This window comes from Halomonas rhizosphaerae, assembly GCF_030012485.1.
In the GTDB taxonomy this organism is placed as follows: domain Bacteria; phylum Pseudomonadota; class Gammaproteobacteria; order Pseudomonadales; family Halomonadaceae; genus Halomonas; species Halomonas rhizosphaerae.
Genome location: NZ_JASCQQ010000034.1, coordinates 21,331 through 46,337 on the forward strand (window position 1 = coordinate 21,331; position 25,007 = coordinate 46,337).

Sequence of the window (25,007 nt, forward strand, 5' to 3'; positions counted from 1 at the left end):
GCCATGTTCTATATCCATTGTCCCTACTGCGGCGAGCTCCGGGAGGAGGAGGAATTTCATCCCAAGGGCCAGGCGCATATCGCGCGGCCCGAGGACCCCGAGTCCTGCAGCGACGAGGAGTGGGGCGACTACCTGTTCTTCCGCGACAACCCCCGCGGCATCCACCACGAGCTGTGGGTACACGCCGTGGGCTGCCGCAAGTTCTTCAACATCACCCGTCACACCGTGACCTACGAGATCCTCGAGACCTACAAGATGGGCGAGCAGCCGAGGTTCACCGCCGAGCATCCCGAGGGCCGGCCGTCCCAGGACGGCGTCGAACCGGCACCGCTTCGTGAAGGAGTCCGCGCATGAGTCAGCTCAATCGTCTCGCCCGGGGCGGGCGCATCGACCGCTCCCGCAGGCTGAGCTTCACCTTCAACGGCAAGCGCTATCAGGGCCATGCCGGCGATACCCTGGCTTCGGCGCTGCTCGCCAATGGCGTCGACATCGTCAACCGCAGCTTCAAGTACTCGCGGCCCCGCGGCATCGTCGCCGCCGGCGCCGAGGAGCCCAATGCGGTGGTCCAGCTCGGCAAGACCGAGGCGGGCCAGGTGCCCAACGTGCGGGCCACCCAGCAGGCGCTGTTCGACGGCCTGGAGGCGCGCAGTACCAACGGCTGGCCGAACGTCCAGCGCGACCTGATGAGCCTGGTCGGCAAGCTGGGCGGCCAGTTCATGCCGCCGGGGTTCTACTACAAGACCTTCATGGCCCCGGCCTCGCTGTGGATGACCTACGAGAAGTACATCCGCAAGAGCGCGGGCCTGGGGCGCAGCCCCATGGAGAACGACCCGGACATCTACGACCACCTGCACCAGCACTGCGACGTGCTGGTGATCGGCGCCGGTCCGGCGGGCCTCACCGCGGCCCTGGCCGCGGCGCGCAGCGGTGCGCGGGTGATCCTGGTCGATGAGCAGGAGGAGATGGGTGGCTCGCTGCTGGATACCCGCGAGCTGCTCGACGACAAGCCGGCGGATCAGTGGGTCACCGAGGCCCTGAAGGAACTGGCCGGCCTGGACAACGTCACCCTGCTGCCGCGCACCACCGCCAACGGCTATCACGACCACCACTTCGTGACCCTCTACGAGCGGCGTACCGAGCATCTTGCCGAGACCGCCCCGCTCAAGGACGGTCGTCGCCAGGTGCGCTCGCGCATGCACCGCGTGCGCGCCGGCCGCGTCGTGCTGGCCACCGGCGCCCACGAGCGCCCGCTGGTCTATGGCAACAACGACGTGCCGGGCAACCTGCTGGCCGGGGCGGTCTCGACCTATGTCCGTCGCTATGGCGTCGTGCCGGGCAAGCGGCTGGTGCTCTCCACCAGCAACGACCATGCCTATCGCGCCGCCCTGGACTGGCTGGAGAGCGGCCGCGAGGTGGTGGCCATCGCCGACGCCCGCGCCAACCCGGACGGTGAGCTGGTCGAGCAGGCCCGGGCCCAGGGTATCCGCATCATCGAAGGCGCGGCGGTGATCGAGGCCAAGGGCGACAGCCGGGTCAGCGGGGCGCGGGTGGCGAAGGTCGACCTGGATGGCTTCCGGGTCGCCGGCGCCGTCGAGACCCTGGATTGCGACACCATCGCCAGCTCCGGCGGCTACAGCCCGGTGATCCACCTGGCCTCGCACACCGGCGCCCGGCCGACCTGGCGCGACGATATCCTCGGCTTCGTGCCCACCCTGGTGAAGGGCGTGAGCGCGGCCGGCGGTGCCCAGGGCGTCTATGCCACCGCTGAGGTCCTGGCCGATGGCGTCGAGGCGGGCCGCCAGGCGGCCACCGAGGCCGGCCTCCCGGCGGCCTCGGTGAGCCTGCCCCGGGTCGCCGCGCGTCGCGACGGTACGGCCTGCGCGCTCTACCAGGTTCCCCACGAGAAGCCGACCCTGCGCGGGCCCAAGCAGTTCGTCGATCTGCAGAACGACGTCACCGCGGCGGGTATCGAGGTGGCCACCCGCGAGGGCTTCGAGTCCATCGAGCACGTCAAGCGCTACACCGCCATGGGCTTCGGCACTGATCAGGGCAAGCTCGGCAACATCAATGGCATGGCCATCGCCGCCCGCTTGTTGGGTCGCTCGATCCCCGAGGTCGGCACCACGGTGTTCCGTCCCAACTACACGCCGGTGACCTTCGGTGCCATCGTCGGCCGTCACTGCCGCGAGCTGTTCGATCCCGAGCGCTACACTGCGATGCACCAGTGGCACGTGGAGCACGGCGCCGAGTTCGAGGAGGTGGGGCAGTGGAAGCGCCCCTGGTACTTCCCGCGCCAGGTCAACGGCAAGACCGAGACCATGCACGAGGCGGTGGCCCGGGAGTGCCGAGCGGTGCGCGAGGCAGTGGGTATCCTGGATGCCTCCACCCTGGGCAAGATCGACATCCAGGGCCCGGACGCCCGAGAGTTCCTGGGGCGGGTCTACACCAACAAGTGGGCCCAGCTGGCCCCGGGGCGCGTGCGCTATGGCCTGATGTGCAAGGACGACGGCATGGTGTTCGACGACGGCACCACCAGCTGCCTGGGCGAGAACCACTTCCTGATGACCACCACCACCGGCGGTGCCGCCGGCGTGCTGGAGTGGCTGGAACTGTGGCACCAGACCGAGTGGCCGGAGCTCGACGTCTACTTCACCTCGGTCACCGATCACTGGGCGACCATGACCGTCACCGGCCCGCAGGCGCGCAAGCTGATGGCCGAGATCACCGACATCGACCTGGACAAGGAAGCGTTCAAGTTCATGGACTGGCGCGAAGGCACCGTGGCCGGCGTGCCGGCGCGGGTGTTCCGCATCTCCTTCACCGGCGAGCTGGCCTACGAGATCAACGTCCAGGCCAACTATGCCCTGCATGTCTGGGAGACGCTGTTCGCGCATGGTGACAAGTACGGCCTGACGCCTTACGGCACCGAGACCATGCACGTGCTGCGCGCCGAGAAGGGCTTCATCATCGCCGGTCAGGAGACCGACGGCTCGGTGACCCCGGAGGACCTGGGCATGCACTGGGCGGTCGGCTACGACAAGCCGTTCTCCTGGATCGGCCAGCGGGCACTGACCCGGCCGGATACCGCGCGCACCGACCGCAAGCAGCTGGTGGGCCTCAAGCCCAGGGACGCCAAGGTGGTGCTGGAGGAGGGCGCGCAGATCGTCTTCGACCCGAACCACGCGATCCCCATGCCCATGGTGGGGCACGTGACCTCGAGCTACTACAGCCCGACCCTCGACTCGGGCTTCGCCCTGGCGGTGGTCAAGGGCGGTCAGCAGAAGATGGGCGAGACCGTCTATCTGCCCATGGCCGACGGCCAGGTCCATGAGGCCGAGATCGTCAGCCCCATCTTCCTCGATCCCAAGGGAGAGCGTCAGAATGTCTAATGTCGCAACCTTCGATACCCGCACCGACGCCAAGATCCCGGTGGAGTCGCCGCTGGCCTATTCCTACCGCCGCTCGGGGGCTCCGGCCCCTACCGGCAAGAGCCGGGTGGTGCTGCGCGAGCGGCCCTTCCTCGGCCACCTGATCCTGCGCGGTGGCGCCATCGTCCTCGATGAGGCGGTGCGCCAGGTGCTCGGCGTCTCGCTGCCGGGCGAGCCCCAGGGCCTGGTGCAGGACGCCGACGCTGAGCGCAGCATCCAGTGGCTGTCGCCGGACGAATGGCTGGTCATCGTGCCCGGTGGCGAGGAGTTTGAGCTGGAGAACCGGCTGCGCGAGGCCCTGGGCGATGCCCACTTCGCCATCAGCAATGCCAGCGGCGGCCAGACCCTGGTCGAGCTCGAGGGCGAGGCCGCCCGGGAGCTGTTGATGAAGTCGGTGATCTACGACGTCCACCCCAGCCACTTCCCGGTGGGCAAGGGCGTGACCACGGTGTTCGCCAAGACCACGGTGATCCTGCGCCGCCCAGACGAGCTGCGCTGGGAGCTGGTGGTGCGCCGCAGCTTCGCCGATTATACCTACCGCTGGCTGCTGGATGCCGGCGACGAGTACGGCATCGGCGTTAAGGGCTGAGCCGGGCCCCGTGCCGCGAGGCGCTTGCCAGGGCCGGGTTCCCCCGGCCCTTTTCGACAGGAGATTTCCCCCATGAGCCGCAGTGCCGACACCTGGATCCTGACCGCCCAGTGCCCCAGCCGTCTGGGTACCGTGGATGTGGTTACCCGCTTCCTCAAGGAGAGCCGCTGCTACATCACCGAGCAGCACTCCTTCGACGATCGCCTGGCCGAGCGCTTCTTCATCCGTACCGAGTTCCGGCCCCAGGACCATGACCTCGATGCCGAGGCGTTCCGCTCGGCCTTCGCTTCTCGGGCCGCCGAGTACGGCATGGACTTCGAGCTCTCCGCGCCGGGGGCGCGTATCCCGGTGGTGATCATGGTCTCGAAGGCCGATCACTGCCTGAATGACCTGCTCTACCGCTACCGGACCGGCCAGCTGCCGATCGAGATCCGTGCGGTGGTCTCCAACCACCCGGACCTGGAGCCGCTGGCGGCCTGGCACGGCCTGCCCTACCACCATTTCCCGATCACCCCCGAGACCAAGCCCGAGCAGGAGGCGCAGGTCTCCCGGGTGATCGAGGAGACCGGCGCCGAGCTGGTGATCCTGGCGCGCTACATGCAGGTGCTCTCGAGCGCGATGTGCGCGAAGCTCGCCGGCCGCGCGATCAACATCCATCACTCCTTGCTGCCGGGGTTCAAGGGAGCGAAGCCCTATCATCAGGCCTACGAGAAGGGGGTGAAGCTGGTCGGCGCGACGGCCCACTACATCAACGACGACCTGGACGAGGGGCCGATCATCACCCAGGCGGTGGAGCCGGTCAGCCACGCCGACTATCCGGAGGACCTGGTGGCCAAGGGGCGGGACATCGAGTGCCTGGCACTGGCGAGGGCCGTGACCCTGCATGTGGAACGGCGCGTCTTCCTGCACGCAAGACGCACCGTGATCTTCGAGCGATAGCCGTTCTCGCGACCCAGCGGCCGACCGTGGCGACACGGCCGGCGCCCCAGGCACCGGCCCTTTCCGGGAGTGGTCAGGCCAGGTGGTGGACTTCCTGCAGGCCGTAGACCGGCGTCGGGATGCCCTCGAGGCGGGCCTTGAGCTGCAGTGCCAGGTACCGGGAGTAGTGGCGTGATTGGTGCAGGTTGCCGCCGTGGAACCACAGCGCCTCCTGCTGGGTGGGCTTCCACATGTTGCGCAGCTCGCCTTCCCATGGCCCCGGGTCCTTCGGGGTGTCGGAGCCCAGGCCCCAGCACTTGCCGACCTTGTCCGCCACCTCCTGGGAGATGATGCGGGCCGCCCAGCCGTTCATCGAGCCGTAGCCGGTGGCATAGACGATGAGGTCCGCGGGGAGTTCGGTGCCGTCGGTGAGGGTCACCGAGCGCGGGTTGATGCACTCGATGCCGACGCCACTATGCAGCTTGATCTCGCCGTTGGCGACCAGGTCGCAGGCGCCCACGTCGATGTAATACCCCGAGCCCCGGCGCAGGTACTTGAGGAAGAGCCCGGAGTCGTCGGAACCGAAGTCCAGCAGGAAGCCGGCCTCCTCCAGCCGCTGGTAGAACTCGGCGTCCCGCTTGCGGATCTCGTCGAAGGCCGGTCTCTGGACGTCGGGCAGTACCTTGTAGGGGATCGAGGCGAAGATCAGGTCGGCCGTGTCGTGGGTGATGCCGTTGCGCACGGCTTCCTCGGAGTAGAGCGGGCCGAGCACCACGTCCATCAGCGAGTCGGACTTCACGATGTGGGTCGACGAGCGCTGCAGCATGGTGACGTCGGCGTCATTCTCCCAGAGCGCGGCACAGATGTCGTGGGCGGAGTTGTTGGCACCCACCACGACCACCTTCTTGCCACGATAGGCGTCCGGCCCGGGGTGCTGGCTGGAGTGCTGCTGCTCGCCCTCGAAGCGCTCGGCGCCCGGGAAGCGGGGAACGTTCGGCATGCCCGACATGCCGGTGGCCAGCACCAGCTGCTGGGGGCGCAGCGTGACTCGCTCGCCGTCGCGGTTGACCTCGACGATCCACTCGCCAGCGGCCTCGTCGTAGCGGGCGCTCTCGCACTCTGTGGAACCCCAGTAGTTGAGCTCCATCACTTTCGTGTACATCTCCAGCCAGTCACCCAGCTTGTCCTTGGGCGCGAAGACCGGCCAGTTCTCGGGGAAGGGGATGTAGGGCAGGTGGTCGTACCAGACCGGGTCGTGCAGGCAGAGGGACTTGTAGCGGTTGCGCCAGGAGTCGCCGGGTCGCGGGTTCTTCTCCACCACGATGGTGGGGACGTCCAGCTGGCGCAGGCGTGCGGCGAGCGCGATGCCGCCCTGTCCGCCGCCGATGATCACGCAGTAGGGCTGGCGCGTGTAGCCCAGCGCCTCCTGCTCGCGCTGGCGCGCCTCCAGCCAGGTCTCGCGTGACTTGCTGGCCCCATGCTGGGCCCCCTTGGGGCGGCGCTCCCGGCTGGGCTCGGGATGGTCCTTGAGCGCCTGCATGGTGGTCAGCAGCGTCCAGCACCGGCCCTCCTTCAAGCGCAGCAGCCCCTTGCCGCTGGCCACCGCCGTCTCGAAGGTGATCCAGGCCTCGATCACCCCGTCGGCCTCGTTGGCCTCGCCGTCCAGGCGCCAGTTCGTGGGGCGCGTCTCGGCCAGGGTGGCATCGAGCATGGCCTGGATCTCCTCCTTGCCTTCCAGCGTCTTGAGGTTCCAGGTGAAGGTGACCAGGTCCCGCCAGTAGCACTCCTCGCCGAACAGGTCCAGGACCTGCTGGATGTCTCGCGCATGCAGGGCGGCCTCGAACTGCTCCAGCCATTGGGTGACGTCTTGGGTCGGCGTGTGTGTTGTCATCATTGTTCTCCACTGCTCGTCATGGGGGGATGCACCCTGTCTGAAGCAGCATTCGTGCCAGGAGCGGGAGTTGACGATCGGCTTTCCTTCAGTGCGTTGAAAGATAAGGAGAAATTGTTCCATTCCGGGCGGACGGGCCGCGGAGCATTGCCGTTGTCGGCCGGTGGGTGGCGTGCCACCTGTCACGTCCCTGGCGGCCAGGACGTGACAGCTGTAACGCCCGACCAAGGGCGAAGGCATTGCCGATTGACACTCCGCCGGGTCGGCATAGGCTGGGAGCTGGCCTGCCAGACAACAACAATGGTCCCGTCACCCCCTTCCTTTCTGGCGAAGCGGGACCCCGGGAGGCAGACATGAGCCTGCAAACCGAACAACGCCAGCATATCGATACCCTGATCCAGCTCAGCGAAGGCCGTGAGACGGGACTGGGTGCCTGCCGCGAGGTGATCCGTCGCTCGTGGGCACGCTGCGTCGATGAATACCGGCTCGATCCCAGCCGGCCCCGCCCGGTGCGAGTGCTGACCCAGCAGGCCCTGCGCGACCACCAGGAGGCGGTGGACGACCTGCTGCACGTGGCCCGTGCCGGGGTCGACCAGCTCCATGCCCAGGTGGCCCGGCTGGGCTATGTGCTGCTGCTCACCGACCATCGTGGCATCACCGTGGAGTTCCGTGGCCAGCGCCACCGGGACCGAGCGCTGCGCAAGGCGGGTCTCTATCTCGGGGCCGACTGGGATGAGCGCTATGCGGGGACCTGTGCCGTCGGCACCTGCATCCACGACACCCGAGCCATCACCTGTCATCACAGCGAGCACTTCGACGCGACCCACATCAACCTGACCTGCACGGCGGCGCCGATCACCGATCCGCAGGGCAACGTGATCGCCGTCCTCGACATCTCGGCCCTGGAGTCGCCGCGATCCCACGAGAGCCAGAATTTCGGCCTGTCGCTGGTGACGCTCTACGCGCGGATGATCGAGGATGCCTACTTCATGCACCGCTACCGGGACTGCCTGATCCTGCGCTATGACACGGCGCGCGAGTTCGTTCACCTCAACGGCAGGGGGCTGATCGCCATCGAGGAGGACGGCACCGTCATCGCCGCCAACGGCAGCGGGCGCGCCCTGATCGAGGAGCACCTTCACCGTTGGCCCCCCTGGTCCCCGGACCGCATGCCCTCGATCACCCAGCTGTTCGACGGCGAGATCAGCGACGTCCTGGGCATTCTCTCGGCCGGCGGCGACCAGATACGCGCCTTCCGCGCCCGCGCGAGTGATGCCACCTGCTTCGTCACCCTGATCGAGCCACGAGGACGGCATGTCGCTGCGCGCGCCCTGCCGGCATCCCCGGCACCGGTGCCGGCACTCGACAGGCTCGCCTCGGACGACCCGGCCATGCATCGGGTGCTCAAGCTGGCGCGGCGCCTGCGCAACGAGGCGGTGAGCGTGCTGATCACCGGGGAGACCGGCACCGGCAAGGAGGTGCTGGCGCGGGCCCTGCATGACAGCGGCACGCGGGCGAGCGGTCCCTTCGTCGCGGTGAACTGTGCGGCCATCCCCGAGTCGCTGATCGAGAGCGAGCTCTTCGGCTACCTGCCGGGTGCCTTCACCGGCGGCCGCCGCCAGGGCATGCGTGGGCTGATCCAGCAGGCCGATGGCGGCAGCCTGTTCCTGGACGAGATCGGCGACATGCCGTTGCCGCTGCAGTCCCGGCTGTTGCGGGTCCTGGCGGAGCGCGAGGTGATGCCGCTCGGCGCGGAGACGCCGGTGAAGGTCGACATCCGGGTGATCACCGCGACCCACCGCGACATGAGTCAGATGATCGGCGACGGCCATTTCCGGGAGGACCTCTATTACCGGCTCAACGGTGCCCAGCTGCGCCTGCCGGCGCTGCGGGAGCGAGCCGACCGGCACTTCGTGATCCGTAGCGTCTACGAGGCGCTGGTCGCCGAGCGCGAGCAACCCGCTCGCCTGCGTGCCGATGCCATGAGTGCCCTGTTGGCCTATGGCTGGCCGGGCAACATCCGGCAGCTGAAGAATGCGCTGGGCTTCGCGCTGGCCACGGTCGAGGGGGACGAGATCACCGTTCATGACCTGCCGGAGGAGTGCCTGATCGACGCGCCTCCCGCCCCGTTGACCCTGGCGCAGGAAGGCGACGTGGCGGTGGACGACGATGGGCAGGCCCTCCATGAGCTGTTGCAGCAGGCCCGGTGGAACATCAGCCAGGTGGCCCGGCGGCTGGGCGTGTCGCGTCCCACCGTCTATCGGCGGATGCAGCGCCATGGGCTGGTGCCGCCGAACCGGAGAGGGTGAAAGAACTCATGACCCGACCCCGTCAGCGCAGAGGCGAAAGGCCGGCCGCGGGGCTCCCGGCCTTAGGTGCTCTGGCCGATCATGAGCGTGAATCCCACATCCTGCTGCGGTTGCGTCACCGGCTGGTGGTCCAGTCGCCTCAAGACCTGCTCTGCCGCCAGTCGTCCCATGGCCTCGCGGGGTGACTGGATGGTGGTCAGGCGTGGCGTGACGTACTGGCCCAGCGGCAGCCCATTGAAGCCGGCGATGGCGATATCCCCGGGGACCCGCAGGCCGAGACGCTGGGCATGCAGCAGGGCGCCGGATGCCAGGTCATCGTTGGCGAAGTGGATAGCGTCGGCCCCGGGATAGTGCGCTTGAACACGTTCCAGCCCTCTAGCCCCCTCTTCGAGACTGCCGAGCTGGTCGAGTTCGATCAGCAAGGGCTCGAGCCCGGAGGCCTGCAGCACTTCGCGATGTCCCGCATAACGCATGCTTGCGCGATAGTCATCCGAGAGTCGTGCGCCGACGTAGACCGGCTGGCGATAGCCGCGCCCCAGTAGATGCCTGGCCATGCAGCGGCCCGCTTCCTGATGGTCCAGGCCGACGTTGAGATCCAAGGCCTCCCCGAGCTCCATCACCTCCATCACGGGTCGGTCACACTCCTTCAGCAATCGACGGCACGCCGGGGTGTGCTTGAGTCCCGCCGTTACCAGCGCGGAGCAGGACCAGCCCAGGAACGTTCTGACCAGCTGATGCTCGCGCTCGATGTCGTAGTCGGTGTTGCCCAGCAGGATCTGATAGCCAGCAGCCTCGAAGGTGGCCTGAAGCCCCTTGATGACCTCGATGAAGACGGTGTTGGCCAGCGACGGTACGATCACTGCGATGAAGCGGGATCGAGCCGATGCCAGGCTGCCTGCGATCAGGTTGGGTACGTATCCGAGCTGCTCCATGGCCTCCAGGACACGCTGCCGCGTCGAGGCATTGACGCGTTCGGGGTCGTTGAGCACTCGGGAAGCCGTGATGGAAGAAACGCCAGCCACTTCAGCTACTTGGGCGAGGGTCGGTTGGTGGGAGCCTCGCCTCTGACGTGACTGTGTCTTGTTTTTAGACATTGGTCGCACCCTCCCTCTCGGCCCTTGCTGCCTGATGATGGATCATCTACAACGATGTTAGCGCTAACATGTTAGCGCTACCAGTCACGGGAATAAATCCGTCATCAGGAGGCCAGAAGGTGAGCGATGCAACCACAGGGGCGCCCCGCGTCGGCGTCATTGGCCTGGGGGCCATGGGCATGGGCACGGCCACTGCGATGCTCGAGAGCGGCCTGGAGGTCATGGGCTGCGATATCTCCGCCGGGGCTCGCGAGGCCTTCGAGGCGCGCGGCGGGGAGAGCGCCGAGACGCCGGCGGCACTGGCGGCCCGCAGTGACATCGTGCTGCTGGTGGTGGTCAATGCCGATCAGGTCGAGCAGGTGCTGTTCGGCCACCAGGGGGTCGTGGGTTCCCTACGCCGCGGTGGGCTGATCATGCAATGCGCCACGGTGGCCCCCAGCATCGCGCGTCGCCTGGGGGAGCGGCTCGCCGACGCGGGACTCAAGATGCTCGACGCCCCGATCAGCGGTGGCGCCGCCAAGGCGCGCAGCGGCGAACTATCGGTCATGGCCTCGGGCGCCGAGAGTGCCTTCGCCATGGCGGCGCCCGTCCTCGATGCCATGGCCGCCACCGTCTACCGGCTGGGGGACACGCCCGGCGTGGGTTCGAGCATGAAGCTCGTCAACCAGCTGCTCGCCGGGGTGCACATCGCCACCGCCGCCGAGGCCATGGCACTGGGCATCCGCATGGGGCTCGACCCGGATACCGTCTACGAGGTGATTACCCACTCGGCGGGCAACTCCTGGATGTTCGAGAACCGGGTGCCGCATATCCTCAAGGGCGACTACACGCCGCTCTCTGCCGTCGACATCTTCGTCAAGGACCTCAATATCGTCCACGAGACCGGGCGTGAGCTGGCCCTGCCGACCCCGGTCGCCTCTTCGGCACTGCAGCAGTTCACCGCGGCCAAGGGGGCCGGCTTCGGCCGCGAGGACGACGCGGCCGTGATCAAGGTCTACGAGCGGCTGTCGGGCATCACGCTGCCCGAGGCCGCCAACGACGCCGAAGGAGCCTGACCATGGCCATCGTGCTGGGTGCCATCGCCGACGACTTCACCGGGGCCACGGATCTCGCCAACAACCTGGTGCGCGCCGGAATGCGCTGCGTGCAGGCCATCGGCGTGCCGGCCGCCGAGGCAGACATCGGCGATGTCGATGCGGTGGTGGTGGCGTTGAAGTCCCGCTCCTGCCCGGCAGGCGAGGCCGTGACGGAGTCCCTGGCAGCGCTGGAGTGGCTGCAGGCCCGGGGCACAAGACAGATATTCTTCAAGTACTGCTCCACCTTCGACTCCACGGACGCCGGCAATATCGGGCCGGTGGCCGATGCCCTCCTGGAGCGGTTGGGGAGCGCCCAGACCGTGATGGTCCCCGCCTTCCCGGCCAATCACCGTACCGTCTATCAGGGCCACCTCTTCGTCGGCGATCGCCTGCTCAACGAGAGCGGGATGGAGCACCATCCGCTCAACCCGATGACGGATGCCGACCTGGTGCGCTTCCTGAGCCGCCAGACCCCCCATGCGGTGGGCCTGGCGCCGCGGTCGGTGTTGGCCCGTGGCGCCGATGCCACGCGCGACCATCTTCGTGCCCTGTCGGAACAGGGCGTACGCCATGTGATCTGCGACACCCTCGACGAACGGGACCTCGAGGTGCTCGCCGAGGCACTGGTCGACTATCCCCTGGTGACCGGCGGGTCGGGGCTGGGACAGGCGCTGCCCGAGCAGTATCGCCGCCGGGGCTGGCTGGACGAGGTCTCCGAGCCGGGGCGACTGTCGCCGGCTGCCGGCAGTGCGCTGGTGCTGTCGGGCAGCTGCTCGCGTGCCACGCTCGGCCAGGTCGATCACTTCCTCGGGCGCCATCCTGGTGTCGCCCTGAACCCGCTGGCGCTGGCGGCGGGCGAGTCTCACCTGGCCGAGGCCCTGGCCTTCGCCCGCGAGCAGCTGGCCGACGGCGGCCCGGTGCTGGTCTATGCCTCCGCGGATCCCCAGCGCGTCAAGGAGGCCCAGGCGGCGCTCGGGGTCGAGCGTGCCGGTGAGCAGGTGGAGCAGGCCATGGGCCAGCTGGCGCGCACCCTGGTCGACGAAGGCGTCGGCCGCCTGGTGGTCGCCGGCGGCGAGACGTCCGGCGCGGTGGTCTCTGCGCTGGGCGTCCGTCAGCTTCGCATCGGTGGCCAGATCGACCCCGGGGTGCCCTGGACCCAGGCGCCCTGGCCCGGCCGAGAGGCACCGCTGTCGCTGGCGCTTAAGTCCGGCAACTTCGGCGCAGAGGATTTCTTTACCCGGGCCTTCACCGTGCTGGAGGAACTGACCGCAGGGGAGGGGAGCGCATGAGCCGCCACGACGAGACGCGACTGCGTGAACAGATCGCCACGCTGGGCAAGTCGCTGTTCGACAGGGGCCTGACCATGGGCTCCAGCGGCAACATCAGCCTGCGGCTGGATGACGGCGGCTGGCTGATGACTCCCACCAATGCCTGCCTGGGTCGGCTGGACCCGGCGCGCATCTCGCGGCTCGACGGCGAGGGGCGCTGGCAGGAGGGCGACAGGCCGACCAAGGAGCACTTCCTGCACATGGCCATGTATGCCGAACGCCCCCAGTCCGAGGCCATCGTGCACCTGCATTCGACCCACTCGGTCGCGGTCTCCTGCCTGCCCGATATCGACCCCTGTGACTGCATTCCTCCCCTGACCGCCTATTACGTGATGCGAGTGGGCAAGCTGCCGCTGGTGCCCTACCACCTGCCGGGAGACCCCGCCCTGGGCGATGCGGTGCGCGGCCTGGCGGGGCAACACAGTGCCGTGCTGCTCGCCAATCACGGCCCGGTGGTGGCCGGCAAGAGCCTGGAAGCGGCGGTCTACGCCACCGAGGAGCTGGAGGAGACTGCCAAGCTCTATCTGCTGCTGCACGGCCGACATCCGCGCGCCCTGACACCGGAACAGGTGGCCGAGCTCGAGGCCCGCTTCCCCCGCGACTGATCCGATTCCACAAGGACCCGACCATGATCCGACTGGCCGCCAACCTGAGCATGCTGTTCAGCGAGCATGATTTCCTCGACCGCTTTGCTGCGGCCGCCGAGGCCGGCTTTCGTGGAGTGGAGTATCTGTTTCCCTATGCCCATTCCCCCGAGGACATCAAGACCGCACTGGATGAGGCCGGCCTCGAGCAGGTGCTGTTCAACCTGCCGCCCGGCGACTGGGAGGCGGGGGAGCGAGGCATCGCCAGCCTGCCCGGACGCGAGGCCGAGTTCCGCGATTCCGTGGTCGAGGCGCTGCGCTATGCCGAGGCGCTCGACTGCCCCCGCGTGCATGCCATGGCGGGGCTGCTGCCGCCGGATGCCGATCCCGAGACCCAGGCGGCCCACCAGACCACCTATCTGGCGAACCTGCGGTTCGCCGCCGGGGAAGCGGCCAGGGTGGGTCGCGAGCTGTTGATCGAGCCGATCAATACTCGCGACATGCCCGGCTTCTTTCTGTCCCGCCAGGCCCAAGCCATGGCGGTGCTGGAGGAGGTGAACCAGCCCAGCCTGCGTCTTCAGTTCGATCTCTACCACTGCCAGATCATGGACGGCGACCTGATCAAGCACCTGGAACGGCAGTTCGAGCGGATCGGGCATGTCCAGATCGCCGGGGTACCCCAGCGTCACGAGCCGGATGTCGGCGAGGTGCACTATCCCGCGCTCTTTGCGCGACTCGAGGCGCTCGGCTACATGGGCTGGGTGGGCTGCGAGTACCGTCCGGCCGCGGGTACTCGCGAGGGGCTGGGCTGGGGACGAGAGCATGGGTTGGCGCCCTGATACCCCACGGCGCCTCTCGAGAGACAGACAACGACAACAGGAACAGGATCAGCATGCATATCGTCATCACCGGCGGCGCCGGATTTCTCGGACAACGCCTCCTCGCCCGCCTGCTCGAGCGGGGCGAACTCGACGGCCAGGCGATACGCCGCCTGACCCTGGTCGACCAGATCGAGCCACAGGTACCGGCCGCGACCGATGTGGAGATAATCTCCCTGGCCATGGATATCACCGCGCCCCGGGCACTGGATGCCATCCTGGTCGAGCGGCCGACGGTGATCTATCACCTGGCGGCGGTGGTCAGTTCCGCCGCCGAGGGCGACCTGGACCTGGGGATGCGGGTCAACTTCGATGCCACCCGGGCACTGCTGGAGGGCTGCCGACACCATGCCCTTGCGGAGACGCGCCTGATCATGGCCAGCTCGGTGGCTGCCTACGGCGGCGACCTGCCCGAGACGCTCGACGACATGACGGCGCTGCACCCCCAGAACTCCTACGGCACCCAGAAGGCCATGTGTGAGCTGTTGATCAATGACTACGGCCGTCGCGGCCTCGTCGATGGCCGTGTCCTGCGCCTGCCGACCATCGTCATCCGCCCGGGACGGCCCAATGCCGCGGCTTCGAGCTTTGCCTCCAGCATCCTGCGCGAGCCCTTGAGCGGCGAGGAGGCCGTCTGTCCGGTCCCCACCGACCTGGCGCTATTCGTGATGTCGCCCGGCCGGGTGATCGAGGCGTTGATCCACGGAGCCGAGGTGCCACGGGCAGACTGGGCCCCTTTCCGTGCCTTCATGCTGCCGGGCATCACGGTCACTGTGGCCGAGATGCTCGAGGCCCTGGGCGAAGTGGCCGGTGCCGAGGCCGTGTCCAGGGTCCGCCACGAGCCGGACGAGGCCATCACCGCCATCGTCTCCAACTGGCCGGCACGTTTCGATACCGCCAAGGCCCGGCGACTGGGGTTCGAGGGAGACCGGGATCTCCGGGAGATCATCGAGGCGTTCATCCGGGAACGCTCGTGAAACCGGCATCCTTTAGGGTGCCGATCTGGATGCGGGACGAGAACGCCGAGGCTCTCGTCGTCCCGACAACAACAAAGAGGAATCACTATGACCAAGCATTTCGCACGCCGCACGCTCGCCGTCGCCATCGGTGGTCTGGCCGCCACGACGCTTAGCCTCCAGGTTCAGGCCGCCACCGAGGTGACCCTGGGGCACACCTTGTCGGACAGCTCTCATTACTCGGTGGGCGCCGATGCCTTCAAGGAGACGCTGGAGCGGCTCTCTGATGGTGAGTTCACGGTCAACGAACATCCCTCCGGTTCGCTCGGTGGCGAGCGGGCGATGATCGAAGGCCTGCAGATCGGCACCGTGGATGTGGTCATCACCTCCACCGGGCCGCTGGGCAACTTCGTCCCCGAGACCTATGTGCTCGACCTGCCGTTCCTCTTTGAGGACTACGACCAGGCGCGCTGTGTGCTCGATGGCGAGATCGGCGAGGAACTGTTGACCAAGATGAGTGACCATGACCTGGTCGGCCTGGCCTGGTCGGAGAACGGCTTTCGCCACATGACCAACAGCATGCGCGAGATCAATACGCCGGAGGATGCGGAAGGGCTGAAGGTGCGCACCATGGAGAACCGGGTGCACCAGGAAGCCTTCAGGCAGATGGGCGCCAGCCCTACGCCGATGGCGTTTCCCGAGCTCTTCACGGCGCTGCAGCAGGGCACCGTGGATGGCCAGGAGAACCCCATCACGGTGATCGTGGCGACCAACTTCTGGGAGGTGCAGGATCATCTGTCGCTCACCGGACACGTCTATTCGCCCGCTGCCATCCTGGCTTCGCCGATCCTGCTCGACGGCCTGAGTGACGAAGAGCGCGAGTGGTTCAACCAGGCCGCTCAAGCGTCGGCCGAAGCCACTCGCGAGGAAGTCAGCCGTCTCGAGGAAGAAGGTGTGGCGCTGCTGCGTGAGAAGGGCATGACCGTCAAGACCGATATCGACCCGGCGCCGTTCCAGGAGGCGGTCGAACCTGCCTACGAGATCTACACCGATGAGTACGGCAGCGAGATGCTGGATCGTATCCGCGCCAGCGACTGCTGATCCCACCCAACCTCCGGCGTGGTCGCCGGAGGTTTCCTTTTCCTGACAAGGTGATCCCGATGCTCTCCTGGTTTCTTCGCCTGGAAAGCCGACTGACCCGGCTAGCGCTGGTGATCGCGGTGGTGATGCTCATCATTTCCGTGTCGCTGGGTTTCTTTCAGGTTCTGACGCGCTTCATCTTCAACGCGCCCTCCACCTGGTCGGAAGTGATATCGCGTTCCACCATGATCTGGTGCGTGTTCATGGGGGCGGCGGCTACCTTCCGTGGTGGCTACATGATGGCCGTGGAACTGGTCTACAAGCTGGTACCGCGTCGAACCCTGCTGGCGCTCGAGATAGTCATCGGCGCCTGCTGCCTGCTGGTCCTCGGTGTCTTGATGGTGTACGGCATCCAGATGACGCTTCGGGTACGCAGCCAGATGCTCTCGGGCCTGGGAATGTCCATCGCCTGGTCCTACGCCGCGATTCCCACCGGGAGTGCCTTCGCCATGGTAGCGGTGATCGCCCGATTGATTTCCCAGGGCCTCGGGCTGGAGAAACTGGGCCCGGAGAACAGCAATCTGGCTCCCGAGGTGGATGCCGATGTGGTTCAGCAGGCGAGCTCCACCCTGGCCGAGGGAGAGGCCGGCCACAGATCGGTCAACGGAGGTGATCGTCCATGAACCTCGTCATCGGCCTCTCGCTGATCATCCTCTTTGCCTTCGGCGTTCCCATCGCCATCTCGATCATCTTGGCCTCGATCATCGGTATCGAATTCTTCTCGCGACTGCCTCTGCTGATGGTGCCGCAGCAGATCTTCGTGGGCATCGACCATTTCCCCCTGATGGCCATTCCGTTCTTCATTCTGGCCGGCAACCTGATGGCCTCGGGAGGGATATCCAGCCGCCTGGTCGACCTGGCAAAGTCCATCGTCGGCGGTGTCCAGGGCGGCCTGGCCATGACCTGCGTGCTGACCTGCATGATGTTTGCCGCGGTTTCGGGATCGAGTGTGGCCACGACCTTCGCCATCGGCGCCATCCTGATCCCGGCCATGGTTCGCCATGGCTACCCCACGCCGCTGGCGGCCTCCATTCAGGCGTCCTCCGCTGAACTGGGCGTGCTGATCCCCCCGTCCATTCCGTTGATCCTCTATGGCGTCAGCACCGATACCTCCATCGGTCAGCTGTTCATCGCCGGCATCGGCCCCGGGGTGCTGATCGGTGGTGCCTTGCTGCTGTTTCTCTACCTCTTCTGCAAGCTGCGTGGCTATGGCCTGCAGGATCGCGAGGATCGCAGCCACTTTACGGTGGCCTTCAAGCGTGCCTGGGCGGCCATCCTGATGCCGGTGGTGGTGATCGGCGGGATCTATGGCGGTATCTTCACCCCCACCGAAGCCTCGGCGGTGGCGGTCTTCTATGCCCTGGCGGTGGGCGGTCTGCTCTACCGCGAGCTGCGTCTGAAGGATCTCTGGCCGATCCTGCGCCAGAGCGTGATCTCTACAGCGGCGGTGATGCTGATCATCGCGGCGGCGGCCCTGTTCAGCTTCCTGATCAGCCGTTCGGGACTGCCGGGCGAGATCGCTGCCTGGGTGAATCAGGTGTTCGAGAGCCCCTGGGCCTTCCTGCTGGCCGTCAATGGGTTGCTGCTGATGGTGGGGATGTTCATCGAGACCTCCGCGGCGATCCTGGTATTGGCGCCGATCCTGACGCCGATCGCTATCCAGTTCGGCATTCAGCCGGTGCATTTCGGGCTGATCATGGTCGTCAATCTCGCCCTGGGCATGATTACCCCGCCTTTGGGCGTGAACCTCTTCGCCGCCTGTGCGGTGGCCAAGATCTCCATCGACGAGATGCTGCCCTGGCTGGTGCCTTTCGTGCTGGTAGTGCTGGCCTGCCTCATGGGGATCACCTATATGCCCTGGATATCCATGGGACTGGTCGACCTGCTGTATTGAATAAAGGTTCGCCGTAACCTGAATCCTGTCGGGGTGGCAAACACAACAATGAAAAGGAGTCCACGACGTGCAGTCCTTACCCGAGATGCCCTCCCACCAGGCCCTGATCGGTGGAGCCTGGGTTGCCACCCGCTCGACCCTGGACGTGGAGGCGCCTTCCCACGGCAAGACGATCGCGCGGATCGCCCGCTGCCAGGAAGAAGAGATCGACCAGGCCGTGTCGGCGGCCGGCCGCGCCTTTTCCGGCCGACTCGACGAATGGTCTCGCTGGACGGCCCGCCGGCGCAGCGAGTGGCTGCTGGCCTTCGCCACGGCCATCGAGGACGATCATGAGCGGCTCGCCGCCCTGGAGTGCGCGGATACCGGCAAGCCGATGACTCAGGCACGTGGCGACATTAGCGCCTGTGCCCGATATTTCCGCTTCTATGGCGGGGCCGCCGACAAGCTCCATGGTGAGACGATCCCCTTCGAGAACGACTTCGCGGTGATGACCCTGCGCGAGCCCTACGGAGTCTGTGGGCAGATCATTCCCTGGAACTACCCCGCGCAGATCTTCGGTCGCTGCGTAGCCGCGGCCCTGGCGGCCGGCAATACCGTGGTGCTCAAGCCCGCCGAGGACGCCTGCCTGAGCGTGCTTCGCCTGGCCGAGCTGGCCGTGGAGCACGGTTTGCCGGCGGGAGTGCTCAATGTTGTGCCCGGCCTTGGCCGCGAGGCCGGTGCCGCGCTGTCGGCGCACCCGTCCATCGACCATCTCTCCTTCACCGGTTCCCCGGAAACCGGCACCCTGGTGGCCCAGGCCGCGGCGGTCCAGCATGTCCCGGTCACCATGGAACTGGGCGGGAAATCGCCGCAGATCCTCTTCGCCGATGCGGATCTGGAGGCGGCGCTGCCCTTCGTGGTTCGCGGCATCATCCAGAACGCTGGCCAGACCTGCTCTGCAGGCAGTCGGCTGCTGGTGCAGCGCGAGGTGGCCGATGAGGTGCTGGGGCGCCTGGCCGAGCGTTTCGAAGCCCTGCGCTGCGACGTTGGCGAGGCGGACGCCGACTGCGGTCCGTTGATCAACGCCCGCCAGAAGGCGAAGCTTGAGGCCCGCCTGGCGGCGGCCCATGCCGACGGCATCCGCACTCTGGCCCGCGGACAACTGGCGGAGGGGTCGCCCGCCGGCGGCCACTTCGCGGTGCCGCAGCTGCTGGTCGATATCCCGGCAGGGCACGAGGTGCTGCGTGAGGAACTGTTCGGGCCGGTCCTGGCGGTGCAGGTCTTCGACGACGAGGCCGAGGCCCTGGCACTGGCCAATGGCACCGACTTCGGCCTCTGCGCGGGCATCTGGACCCGCGACGGCGGTCGCCAGCTGCGCCTGGCCAAGGGCGTGCGCAGCGGCCAGGTCTTCGTCAACAACTATGGTGCCGCCGGCGGGATCGAGCTGCCGTTCGGCGGCGTCGGCCGCTCCGGGCATGGTCGCGAAAAGGGCTTCGAGGGGCTGCGCAGCTATACACGCATCAAGACCGTCGCGATCCACCACGGATGAGCAAGGAGGCAAGCATGACACAGACGCTGCGTATCGGCCTGGTCGGGGTTGGCCTGATGGGCCACGGTATCGCCCGCAATATCCTTCGGGGCGGCTATCCGCTGACGCTCCTCGAGCATCCCGGCAACCAGCCGGTGGATGACCTGGTGCAAGCGGGGGCCCAGCTGGCGAGCACGGGGCACGAGGTGGCCGAGGCCGCGGATGCGGTGCTGCTCTGCGTGACCGGCTCGCCTCAGGTCGAGGCGGTGCTCTTCGAGCCGGGTGGGGTCCTGGAGGGCCTGGCGCCGGGGGGCGTGGTGATCGACTGCTCCACGGCGCTGCCCAGCTCCACGGCCCGGGTCGCCGATCGGGTGGTCCAGGCCGGCGGCCACTTCATGGATGCCGCCATGACCCGGACCCCCCGGGAGGCGGAGGAGGGGCGCCTGAACCTGATCGTGGGGGCCTCTTCGGCGCTGTTCTCGCAGATGCGGCCGCTGCTCGAGAGCTTTGCCGAGAACATCACACATGCCGGCGAGGTGGGGGCCGGGCATACCCTGAAGCTTGTGCACAACTTCGTCTCACTGGGCTTCTCGGCGGTGCTGGCCGAGGCGGCCGCGGCGTCGCGCCGGGCGGGCATCGACGATGCGGCCTTCCTCGAGGTGGTGGGCAAGGGCGGCGGTGGCGGGGTGGTCTTCGACCGCCTGCGGCCCTTCATCGCCGAGGGCGACGCATCCGGCTTCCGTTTCAGCGTGGCCAATGCCAGCAAGGACCTGGGCTACTACCATGCCATGACCGACGAGCTGGGGGCCGGTCGCAGCGTCGCCGAGGCGGTGGAGGCACTGTATGCGGGGATCGACGACCAGGGCCTGACGGTGCCGGAAGTCATCCGCGTCCTGGAGCGGGAGAAGGGCTGATGGAGGGGCGTCCGTGATGGCGTGGCGGTCGGGCGACGGGCTCTCCCACCGCCAGCAGGGGCTGCTGCTGACCGGGGGCGGGGCGCTGATCATGTCGCCGGATGCCCTGCTGATCAAGCTGGCGGCCCTGCCGGACGCCGAGATCCTGATGTGGCGGGGATTCCTCTCGGCGCTGGGCTTTCTGGTGATCGCCCTGGCGCGCTACGGCCGCGGCACCCTGGCCGCCTACCGGCGCTGCGGCGGCACCGGCATCGCCGTGGCGCTGCTCTTCAGCCTGACGACCTGCGGCTTCGTGCTGGGCAACCAGTACACCAAGGCGGGTAACGTCCTGCTGATCCTCGCGGGGGCGCCGCTGATCGCCGCCCTGCTGTCCCGCACGATCCTCGCCGAGCGGCTGCCGCGCCGCACCTGGCTGGCGATCGGGCTCTGCATGCTGGGTATCGGGATGATCGTGATCGATGACACCGGGGCCGGCTCCTGGGTGGGCAATGCCTTCGCCCTGATGGCCGCCACCACCCTGGCGCTCAACTTCACGCTCTGCCGTCGGCGCCCCGGCGTGGACATGAGCCCGATGCTGGTGTTCAACGGCCTCATCGTGGGTAGCGGCGCTGCCCTGGCGCTGTGGCTGGGCGGTGGCGGGATCGTCATGCCGCCCATCGATCGCTGGCTGCTGGTGGTCCTGCTGTGCCTGTTCATCGTGCCGACGGGCGTGACCCTGCTGCAGCGCGGGCCCCTCTACCTGCCCGCCGCCGAGGTCGGCCTGCTGCTGCTGCTGGAGGTGGTGGTCGGCACCCTCTGGGCCTGGTGGCTGCTGGGCGAGACCCCGGCACCGATCGCCCTGGTCGGGGGCGGGCTGGTGCTGGGCACCCTGGTGACCAAGGGGCTCTATGAGCGGCGCCTGGAGCTACGCCTGCGCCAGGCGATGACCTCCCGCTGAATATGGCCGGCTAGGCCCGGAAGTGAGTGTCCAACTGATGGTGGAAGCGGGCGAAGGCCTCGTGGGCGCCGGCCAGGGCGGCGTCACTCTGGCCGGGTGGGCAGAGCGCCTCGAGCTCGGCCAGTCGCCGCGGCCACTCCTCGGGGGCCATGGCCAGGGAGAAGAAGGCGTGCGGCACCCCGGGGCCCAGGGTCCGGCGCAGCCGGTCGGCAATCATCTGCCCCCCCAGGCGCGAGCCCTCCAGCACGTAGAGCTCTCCCGCCAGGGTGGCGGGGGAGGTCGGGGGATGTGCGGTCTCGGAGGCGGGCGCTTCCGGCGTCAGGCCGAGGATGCCGAGGTCGTCGGTAAGGTGCGACAGCCGCCGTGGCACCCGGAGGCGCAGGCCGAGCCGCGCGATCTCCTGGCAGACGCGGTTCTCCAGTGTTGCATGGGCGGGATAGAGCGCCAACAGCGAGGCGGCGTAGGCCTCCCGGGTCAGGGTGGGGGCGAGCAGGCACTGCAGCGCCGGGTGGTGGTCCAGGGCGCGGTGGGCGTCGCGGGTGGCATCGCGCAGCTGACGGGCCAGCGGTGGGGTAGGGGGGCTCATCGGCGCTCCGGAACGTGACCTGGGTCGCATGGGCCGCGAAACCCCCTTCCCGAAGCGGAGCCGGCCCGTTACGCTGCCTGCCACGATACCATCCCGAACCGGAGGAGAGCCCGTGGCCATTTCCTGTTATGCCGACCTGTTGGACGAGGCGCGTGCCCAGCCAGAGCCGCAGCGCCTGCTGTTCGTCTTCACCCGCGCCGAGCTGCCGGACCATCCCAGCGAGGAGCAGCGGCGCCGCTTCGAACAGGGCGAAGGGGGCGTGCTGACCCCGGTGGTCTGCGTCGACAAGGCCCCCGAGGAGCTCTCCGACATGGCAGCGCTGGTGGCGGAATCCCGGGAGACCGGGGTCGACTGGGACATCGTCTTCGTGGCGGCCCTGGCCGGCGAGGACGCCCAGGCCCAGGCCGAGCAGCACCTCAACCGCATGGTGGAGTCGCTCAAGATGGGCAACATCTCGCAGTTCCTGGCCTTCGACCGCCAGGGCGAGGCGGTGGACATCGGCTGACGCCCGCCGTCATGGACCATAGGGTTGAATTATCAGGTCCATGACGCCATTCAATTTACGCTATCGGGAGATACGGGCTACCATGCGCCCCGTATCGCCGTCACCCATTCAACGAAAGTCGAAAGGAGCACTACCGAATGTCGCTGCTGAACACCGAAGTCAAGCCGTTCAAGGCCACTGCCTACCACAATGGCGAGTTCATCGACGTCACCGAGGAGAGCCTGAAGGGCCAGTGGAACATCTTCTTCTTCTACCCGGCCGACTTCACCTTCGTCTGCCCCACCGAGCTGGGTGACCTGGCAGACAACTACGAGGAGTTCAAGAAGCTGGGCGTCGAGATCTACAGCGTCTCCACCGACACCCACTTCACCCACAAGGCCTGGCACGACAGCTCCGAGACCATCAACAAGCTGCAGTACCCGATGCTGGCCGACCCGACCCACGCCATCTCGCGCAACTTCGAGGTGCTGATCGAGGAAGACGGCATCGCCGAGCGTGGCACCTTCGTGGTCGACCCCGACGGCAAGATCCAGATCATCGAGCTGAACGCCGGCAACATCGGCCGCAACGCCGAGGAGCTGCTGCGCAAGGTCAAGGCCGCCCAGTACGTGCGCGCCAACCCGAACGAGGTCTGCCCGGCCAAGTGGGAAGAAGGCGAAGCGACCCTGTCTCCGTCCCTGGACCTGGTCGGCAAGATCTAAGCGACCTGCCCCTGCCGGCGAGGCCCGCTCCGGCCTCGCCTGCCCCGCCCGGGTATCCCCTGCCCGGGCCCTGATTCCGGAAGCATGAGCGAACTGGGCTTTCCCGCGCGGGACGTCCCGGTCCCCTCATGCCTCCACCCCGATACCCGAACATGAAGGAATGCCGCTGTCATGTTGGACGACAATCTGAAAAGCCAGCTCAAAGCCTATCTGGAAAAGGTCACCCAGCCCTTCGAGATCGTCGCGTCCCTCGATGACGGCGCCAAGTCGAAGGAACTGCACGGCCTGCTGACCGACATCGTCGGCCTGACCGACAAGATCACCCTCAAGCTCGATGGCCAGGACGCGCGCCGTCCCTCCTTCGCGCTCAATCGCCCCGGCGAGGAGACCGGCGTGGTGTTCGCCGGCCTGCCCATGGGTCACGAGTTCACCTCCCTGGTGCTGGCGCTGCTGCAGGTCGGCGGTCATCCGCCCAAGGCCTCGGATGAGGTGGTCGAGCAGATCAAGGGCCTCGAGGGCGAGCTCAACTTCGAGACCTACTTCTCGCTCTCCTGCCAGAACTGCCCGGACGTGGTCCAGGCGCTGAACCTGATGGCGATCCTCAACCCCGGCGTCCACCACGTCGCCATCGATGGCGCGCTGTTCAAGGACGAGGTGGAGGAGCGCCAGGTGATGTCGGTGCCCAGCATCTACCTCAACGGCGAGCCCTTCGACCAGGGCCGCATGAGCCTGGAGCAGATCCTGGCCAAGGTGGACACCGGCGCCGCCGAGCGCGAGGCCGCCAGGCTCGGCGAGAAGCCGACCTTCGACACCCTGATGATCGGCGGCGGCCCCGCCGGCGCCGCGGCGGCGGTCTATGCCGCCCGCAAGGGCATCCGCACCGGGGTGGCCGCCGAGCGCTTCGGCGGCCAGGTGCTCGACACCATGGGCATCGAGAACCTCATCTCCGTCCCCCACACCGAGGGCCCCAAGCTGGCCGCGGCGCTGGAGGAGCACGTCAAGGAGTATGAGGTCGACATCATGAACCTGCAGCGTGCGGTCAAGCTGGTGCCCGGCCAGCCCGGCGAGGAGCACGAGGTGCAGTTCGAATCCGGCGCCAGCCTCAAGAGCCGGACCCTGGTGCTCGCCACCGGCGCCCGCTGGCGCGAGATGGGCGTGCCCGGCGAGGCCGAGTACCGCAACAGGGGCGTGGCCTACTGCCCCCACTGCGATGGCCCGCTGTTCAAGGGCAAGCGCGTGGCGGTGATCGGCGGCGGCAACTCCGGCGTCGAGGCGGCCATCGACCTGGCCGGCATCGTCGGCCATGTCATCCTGATCGAGTTCATGGACGAGATGCGCGCCGACGCGGTACTGCAGAAGAAGCTGCGCAGCCTGCCCAACGTGGAGATCATCCTCGGCGCCCGCACCACCGAGGTGAACGGTGACGGCACGCGGGTCAACGGCCTCACCTATGAGGAGCGCGCCAGCGGCGAGATCCGCCAGGTCGAGCTGGAGGGCGTGTTCGTGCAGATCGGCCTGGTGCCCAACACCGAGTGGCTCCAGGACTCGTCCATCGAGCTCTCCGAGCGCGGCGAGATCGTGGTCGACGCCCACGGCATGACCTCGGTCCCCGGGATCTTCGCCGCCGGCGACGTGACCACCGTGCCCTACAAGCAGATCGTCATCGCCATGGGCGAGGGCTCCAAGGCCGCCCTGGGCGCCTTCGACTACCTCATTCGCCAGTGATCCACCGCCCCGGGCGTCGTCGACGTCCGCAGGCCCTTCGCTCCCAT

The 25,007-nt window shown here is 67.6% G+C and carries 22 protein-coding genes; 19 read left to right on the top strand and 3 right to left on the bottom strand.

Annotation, left to right across the window (positions count from 1 at the left end; genetic code table 11):
- Nucleotides 1–3 precede the first annotated feature (3 nt).
- From QLQ86_RS15575 to purU, 4 genes are all read left to right on the top strand, one after another.
- Entirely contained in the window at nt 4–354 is a 351-nt protein-coding gene (locus QLQ86_RS15575) for a sarcosine oxidase subunit delta (protein ID WP_282736658.1), read from the top strand.
- Entirely contained in the window at nt 351–3,389 is a 3,039-nt protein-coding gene (locus QLQ86_RS15580; RefSeq protein WP_282817564.1) for a sarcosine oxidase subunit alpha, read from the top strand. The genes QLQ86_RS15575 and QLQ86_RS15580 overlap by 4 nt, the downstream gene beginning before the upstream one ends.
- Nucleotides 3,382–4,017, top strand: coding sequence for a sarcosine oxidase subunit gamma (locus QLQ86_RS15585; protein ID WP_282817565.1), 636 nt, complete (start codon nt 3,382–3,384; stop codon nt 4,015–4,017). The genes QLQ86_RS15580 and QLQ86_RS15585 overlap by 8 nt, the downstream gene beginning before the upstream one ends.
- 72 nt (nt 4,018–4,089) lie before the next feature.
- Complete coding sequence (gene purU, locus QLQ86_RS15590) at nt 4,090–4,956, top strand: formyltetrahydrofolate deformylase (protein ID WP_282817566.1); 867 nt, start codon at nt 4,090–4,092, stop codon at nt 4,954–4,956.
- Between the two features lie 73 nt (nt 4,957–5,029).
- On the opposite strand, the gene QLQ86_RS15595 is transcribed toward purU, so the two are convergent.
- A complete protein-coding gene (locus QLQ86_RS15595; protein WP_282817567.1) occupies nt 5,030–6,826 on the bottom strand; it encodes an NAD(P)/FAD-dependent oxidoreductase in 1,797 nt (598 codons plus the stop codon).
- 353 nt (nt 6,827–7,179) lie between these two features.
- Between QLQ86_RS15595 and QLQ86_RS15600 the strand changes: the two genes are divergently transcribed.
- The gene (locus tag QLQ86_RS15600) at nt 7,180–9,135 is read left to right on the top strand and encodes a sigma-54-dependent Fis family transcriptional regulator (RefSeq protein ID WP_282817568.1); all 1,956 of its coding nucleotides are present in this window, start codon (nt 7,180–7,182) and stop codon (nt 9,133–9,135) included.
- A 62-nt stretch (nt 9,136–9,197) separates the two neighbouring features.
- Here QLQ86_RS15600 and QLQ86_RS15605 read toward each other — a convergent pair whose 3' ends face one another.
- Entirely contained in the window at nt 9,198–10,229 is a 1,032-nt protein-coding gene (locus QLQ86_RS15605) for a LacI family DNA-binding transcriptional regulator (protein ID WP_282817569.1), read from the bottom strand.
- Between the two features lie 119 nt (nt 10,230–10,348).
- Between QLQ86_RS15605 and ltnD the strand changes: the two genes are divergently transcribed.
- The 11 genes from ltnD to QLQ86_RS15660 all read left to right on the top strand — a co-directional run bounded on the left by ltnD (nt 10,349) and on the right by QLQ86_RS15660 (nt 21,443).
- Nucleotides 10,349–11,284, top strand: coding sequence for an L-threonate dehydrogenase (gene ltnD / locus QLQ86_RS15610; protein ID WP_282817570.1), 936 nt, complete (start codon nt 10,349–10,351; stop codon nt 11,282–11,284).
- Nucleotides 11,285–11,286: 2 nt separating this feature from the next.
- Entirely contained in the window at nt 11,287–12,594 is a 1,308-nt protein-coding gene (gene otnK, locus QLQ86_RS15615; RefSeq protein ID WP_282736666.1) for a 3-oxo-tetronate kinase, read from the top strand.
- Nucleotides 12,591–13,238: a 3-oxo-tetronate 4-phosphate decarboxylase gene (gene otnC / locus QLQ86_RS15620; RefSeq protein WP_282736667.1), complete on the top strand. Its 648-nt coding sequence runs from the start codon at nt 12,591–12,593 to the stop codon at nt 13,236–13,238. The genes otnK and otnC overlap by 4 nt, the downstream gene beginning before the upstream one ends.
- Before the next feature lie 23 nt (nt 13,239–13,261).
- Entirely contained in the window at nt 13,262–14,056 is a 795-nt protein-coding gene (gene otnI, locus QLQ86_RS15625) for a 2-oxo-tetronate isomerase (protein WP_282817571.1), read from the top strand.
- A gap of 53 nt (nt 14,057–14,109) precedes the next feature.
- Entirely contained in the window at nt 14,110–15,072 is a 963-nt protein-coding gene (denD, locus tag QLQ86_RS15630) for a D-erythronate dehydrogenase (protein WP_282736669.1), read from the top strand.
- A gap of 87 nt (nt 15,073–15,159) precedes the next feature.
- Complete coding sequence (locus tag QLQ86_RS15635) at nt 15,160–16,152, top strand: TRAP transporter substrate-binding protein (protein ID WP_282736670.1); 993 nt, start codon at nt 15,160–15,162, stop codon at nt 16,150–16,152.
- Between the two features lie 59 nt (nt 16,153–16,211).
- Complete coding sequence (locus QLQ86_RS15640) at nt 16,212–16,814, top strand: TRAP transporter small permease (protein WP_282817572.1); 603 nt, start codon at nt 16,212–16,214, stop codon at nt 16,812–16,814.
- Nucleotides 16,811–18,085 carry a TRAP transporter large permease gene (locus QLQ86_RS15645; protein ID WP_282817573.1) on the top strand — a complete coding sequence of 425 codons (1,275 nt, stop codon included), beginning with the start codon at nt 16,811–16,813 and terminating at the stop codon, nt 18,083–18,085. Before QLQ86_RS15640 ends, QLQ86_RS15645 begins: the two co-directional genes overlap by 4 nt.
- Before the next feature lie 67 nt (nt 18,086–18,152).
- Nucleotides 18,153–19,613 carry an aldehyde dehydrogenase family protein gene (locus QLQ86_RS15650; protein ID WP_282817574.1) on the top strand — a complete coding sequence of 487 codons (1,461 nt, stop codon included), beginning with the start codon at nt 18,153–18,155 and terminating at the stop codon, nt 19,611–19,613.
- A 14-nt stretch (nt 19,614–19,627) separates the two neighbouring features.
- A complete protein-coding gene (locus QLQ86_RS15655) occupies nt 19,628–20,506 on the top strand; it encodes an NAD(P)-dependent oxidoreductase (RefSeq protein ID WP_282736674.1) in 879 nt (292 codons plus the stop codon).
- Between the two features lie 16 nt (nt 20,507–20,522).
- Nucleotides 20,523–21,443 (top strand): DMT family transporter, encoded by a 921-nt coding sequence (locus tag QLQ86_RS15660; RefSeq protein ID WP_282817632.1) that lies wholly within the window; start codon nt 20,523–20,525, stop codon nt 21,441–21,443.
- Nucleotides 21,444–21,453: 10 nt separating this feature from the next.
- On the opposite strand, the gene QLQ86_RS15665 is transcribed toward QLQ86_RS15660, so the two are convergent.
- Nucleotides 21,454–22,029, bottom strand: coding sequence for a biliverdin-producing heme oxygenase (locus QLQ86_RS15665; protein WP_282736675.1), 576 nt, complete (start codon nt 22,027–22,029; stop codon nt 21,454–21,456).
- Nucleotides 22,030–22,141: 112 nt separating this feature from the next.
- Between QLQ86_RS15665 and QLQ86_RS15670 the strand changes: the two genes are divergently transcribed.
- The 3 genes from QLQ86_RS15670 (at nt 22,142) to ahpF (ending at nt 24,960) form a co-directional block, all read left to right on the top strand.
- Complete coding sequence (locus QLQ86_RS15670) at nt 22,142–22,534, top strand: ribonucleotide reductase subunit alpha (RefSeq protein WP_278032227.1); 393 nt, start codon at nt 22,142–22,144, stop codon at nt 22,532–22,534.
- A gap of 137 nt (nt 22,535–22,671) precedes the next feature.
- The gene (gene ahpC / locus QLQ86_RS15675) at nt 22,672–23,235 is read left to right on the top strand and encodes an alkyl hydroperoxide reductase subunit C (RefSeq protein ID WP_282736676.1); all 564 of its coding nucleotides are present in this window, start codon (nt 22,672–22,674) and stop codon (nt 23,233–23,235) included.
- A gap of 171 nt (nt 23,236–23,406) precedes the next feature.
- Nucleotides 23,407–24,960, top strand: a complete 1,554-nt coding sequence (ahpF, locus tag QLQ86_RS15680) for an alkyl hydroperoxide reductase subunit F (RefSeq protein ID WP_282817575.1) — start codon at nt 23,407–23,409, stop codon at nt 24,958–24,960.
- Nucleotides 24,961–25,007 lie beyond the last annotated feature (47 nt).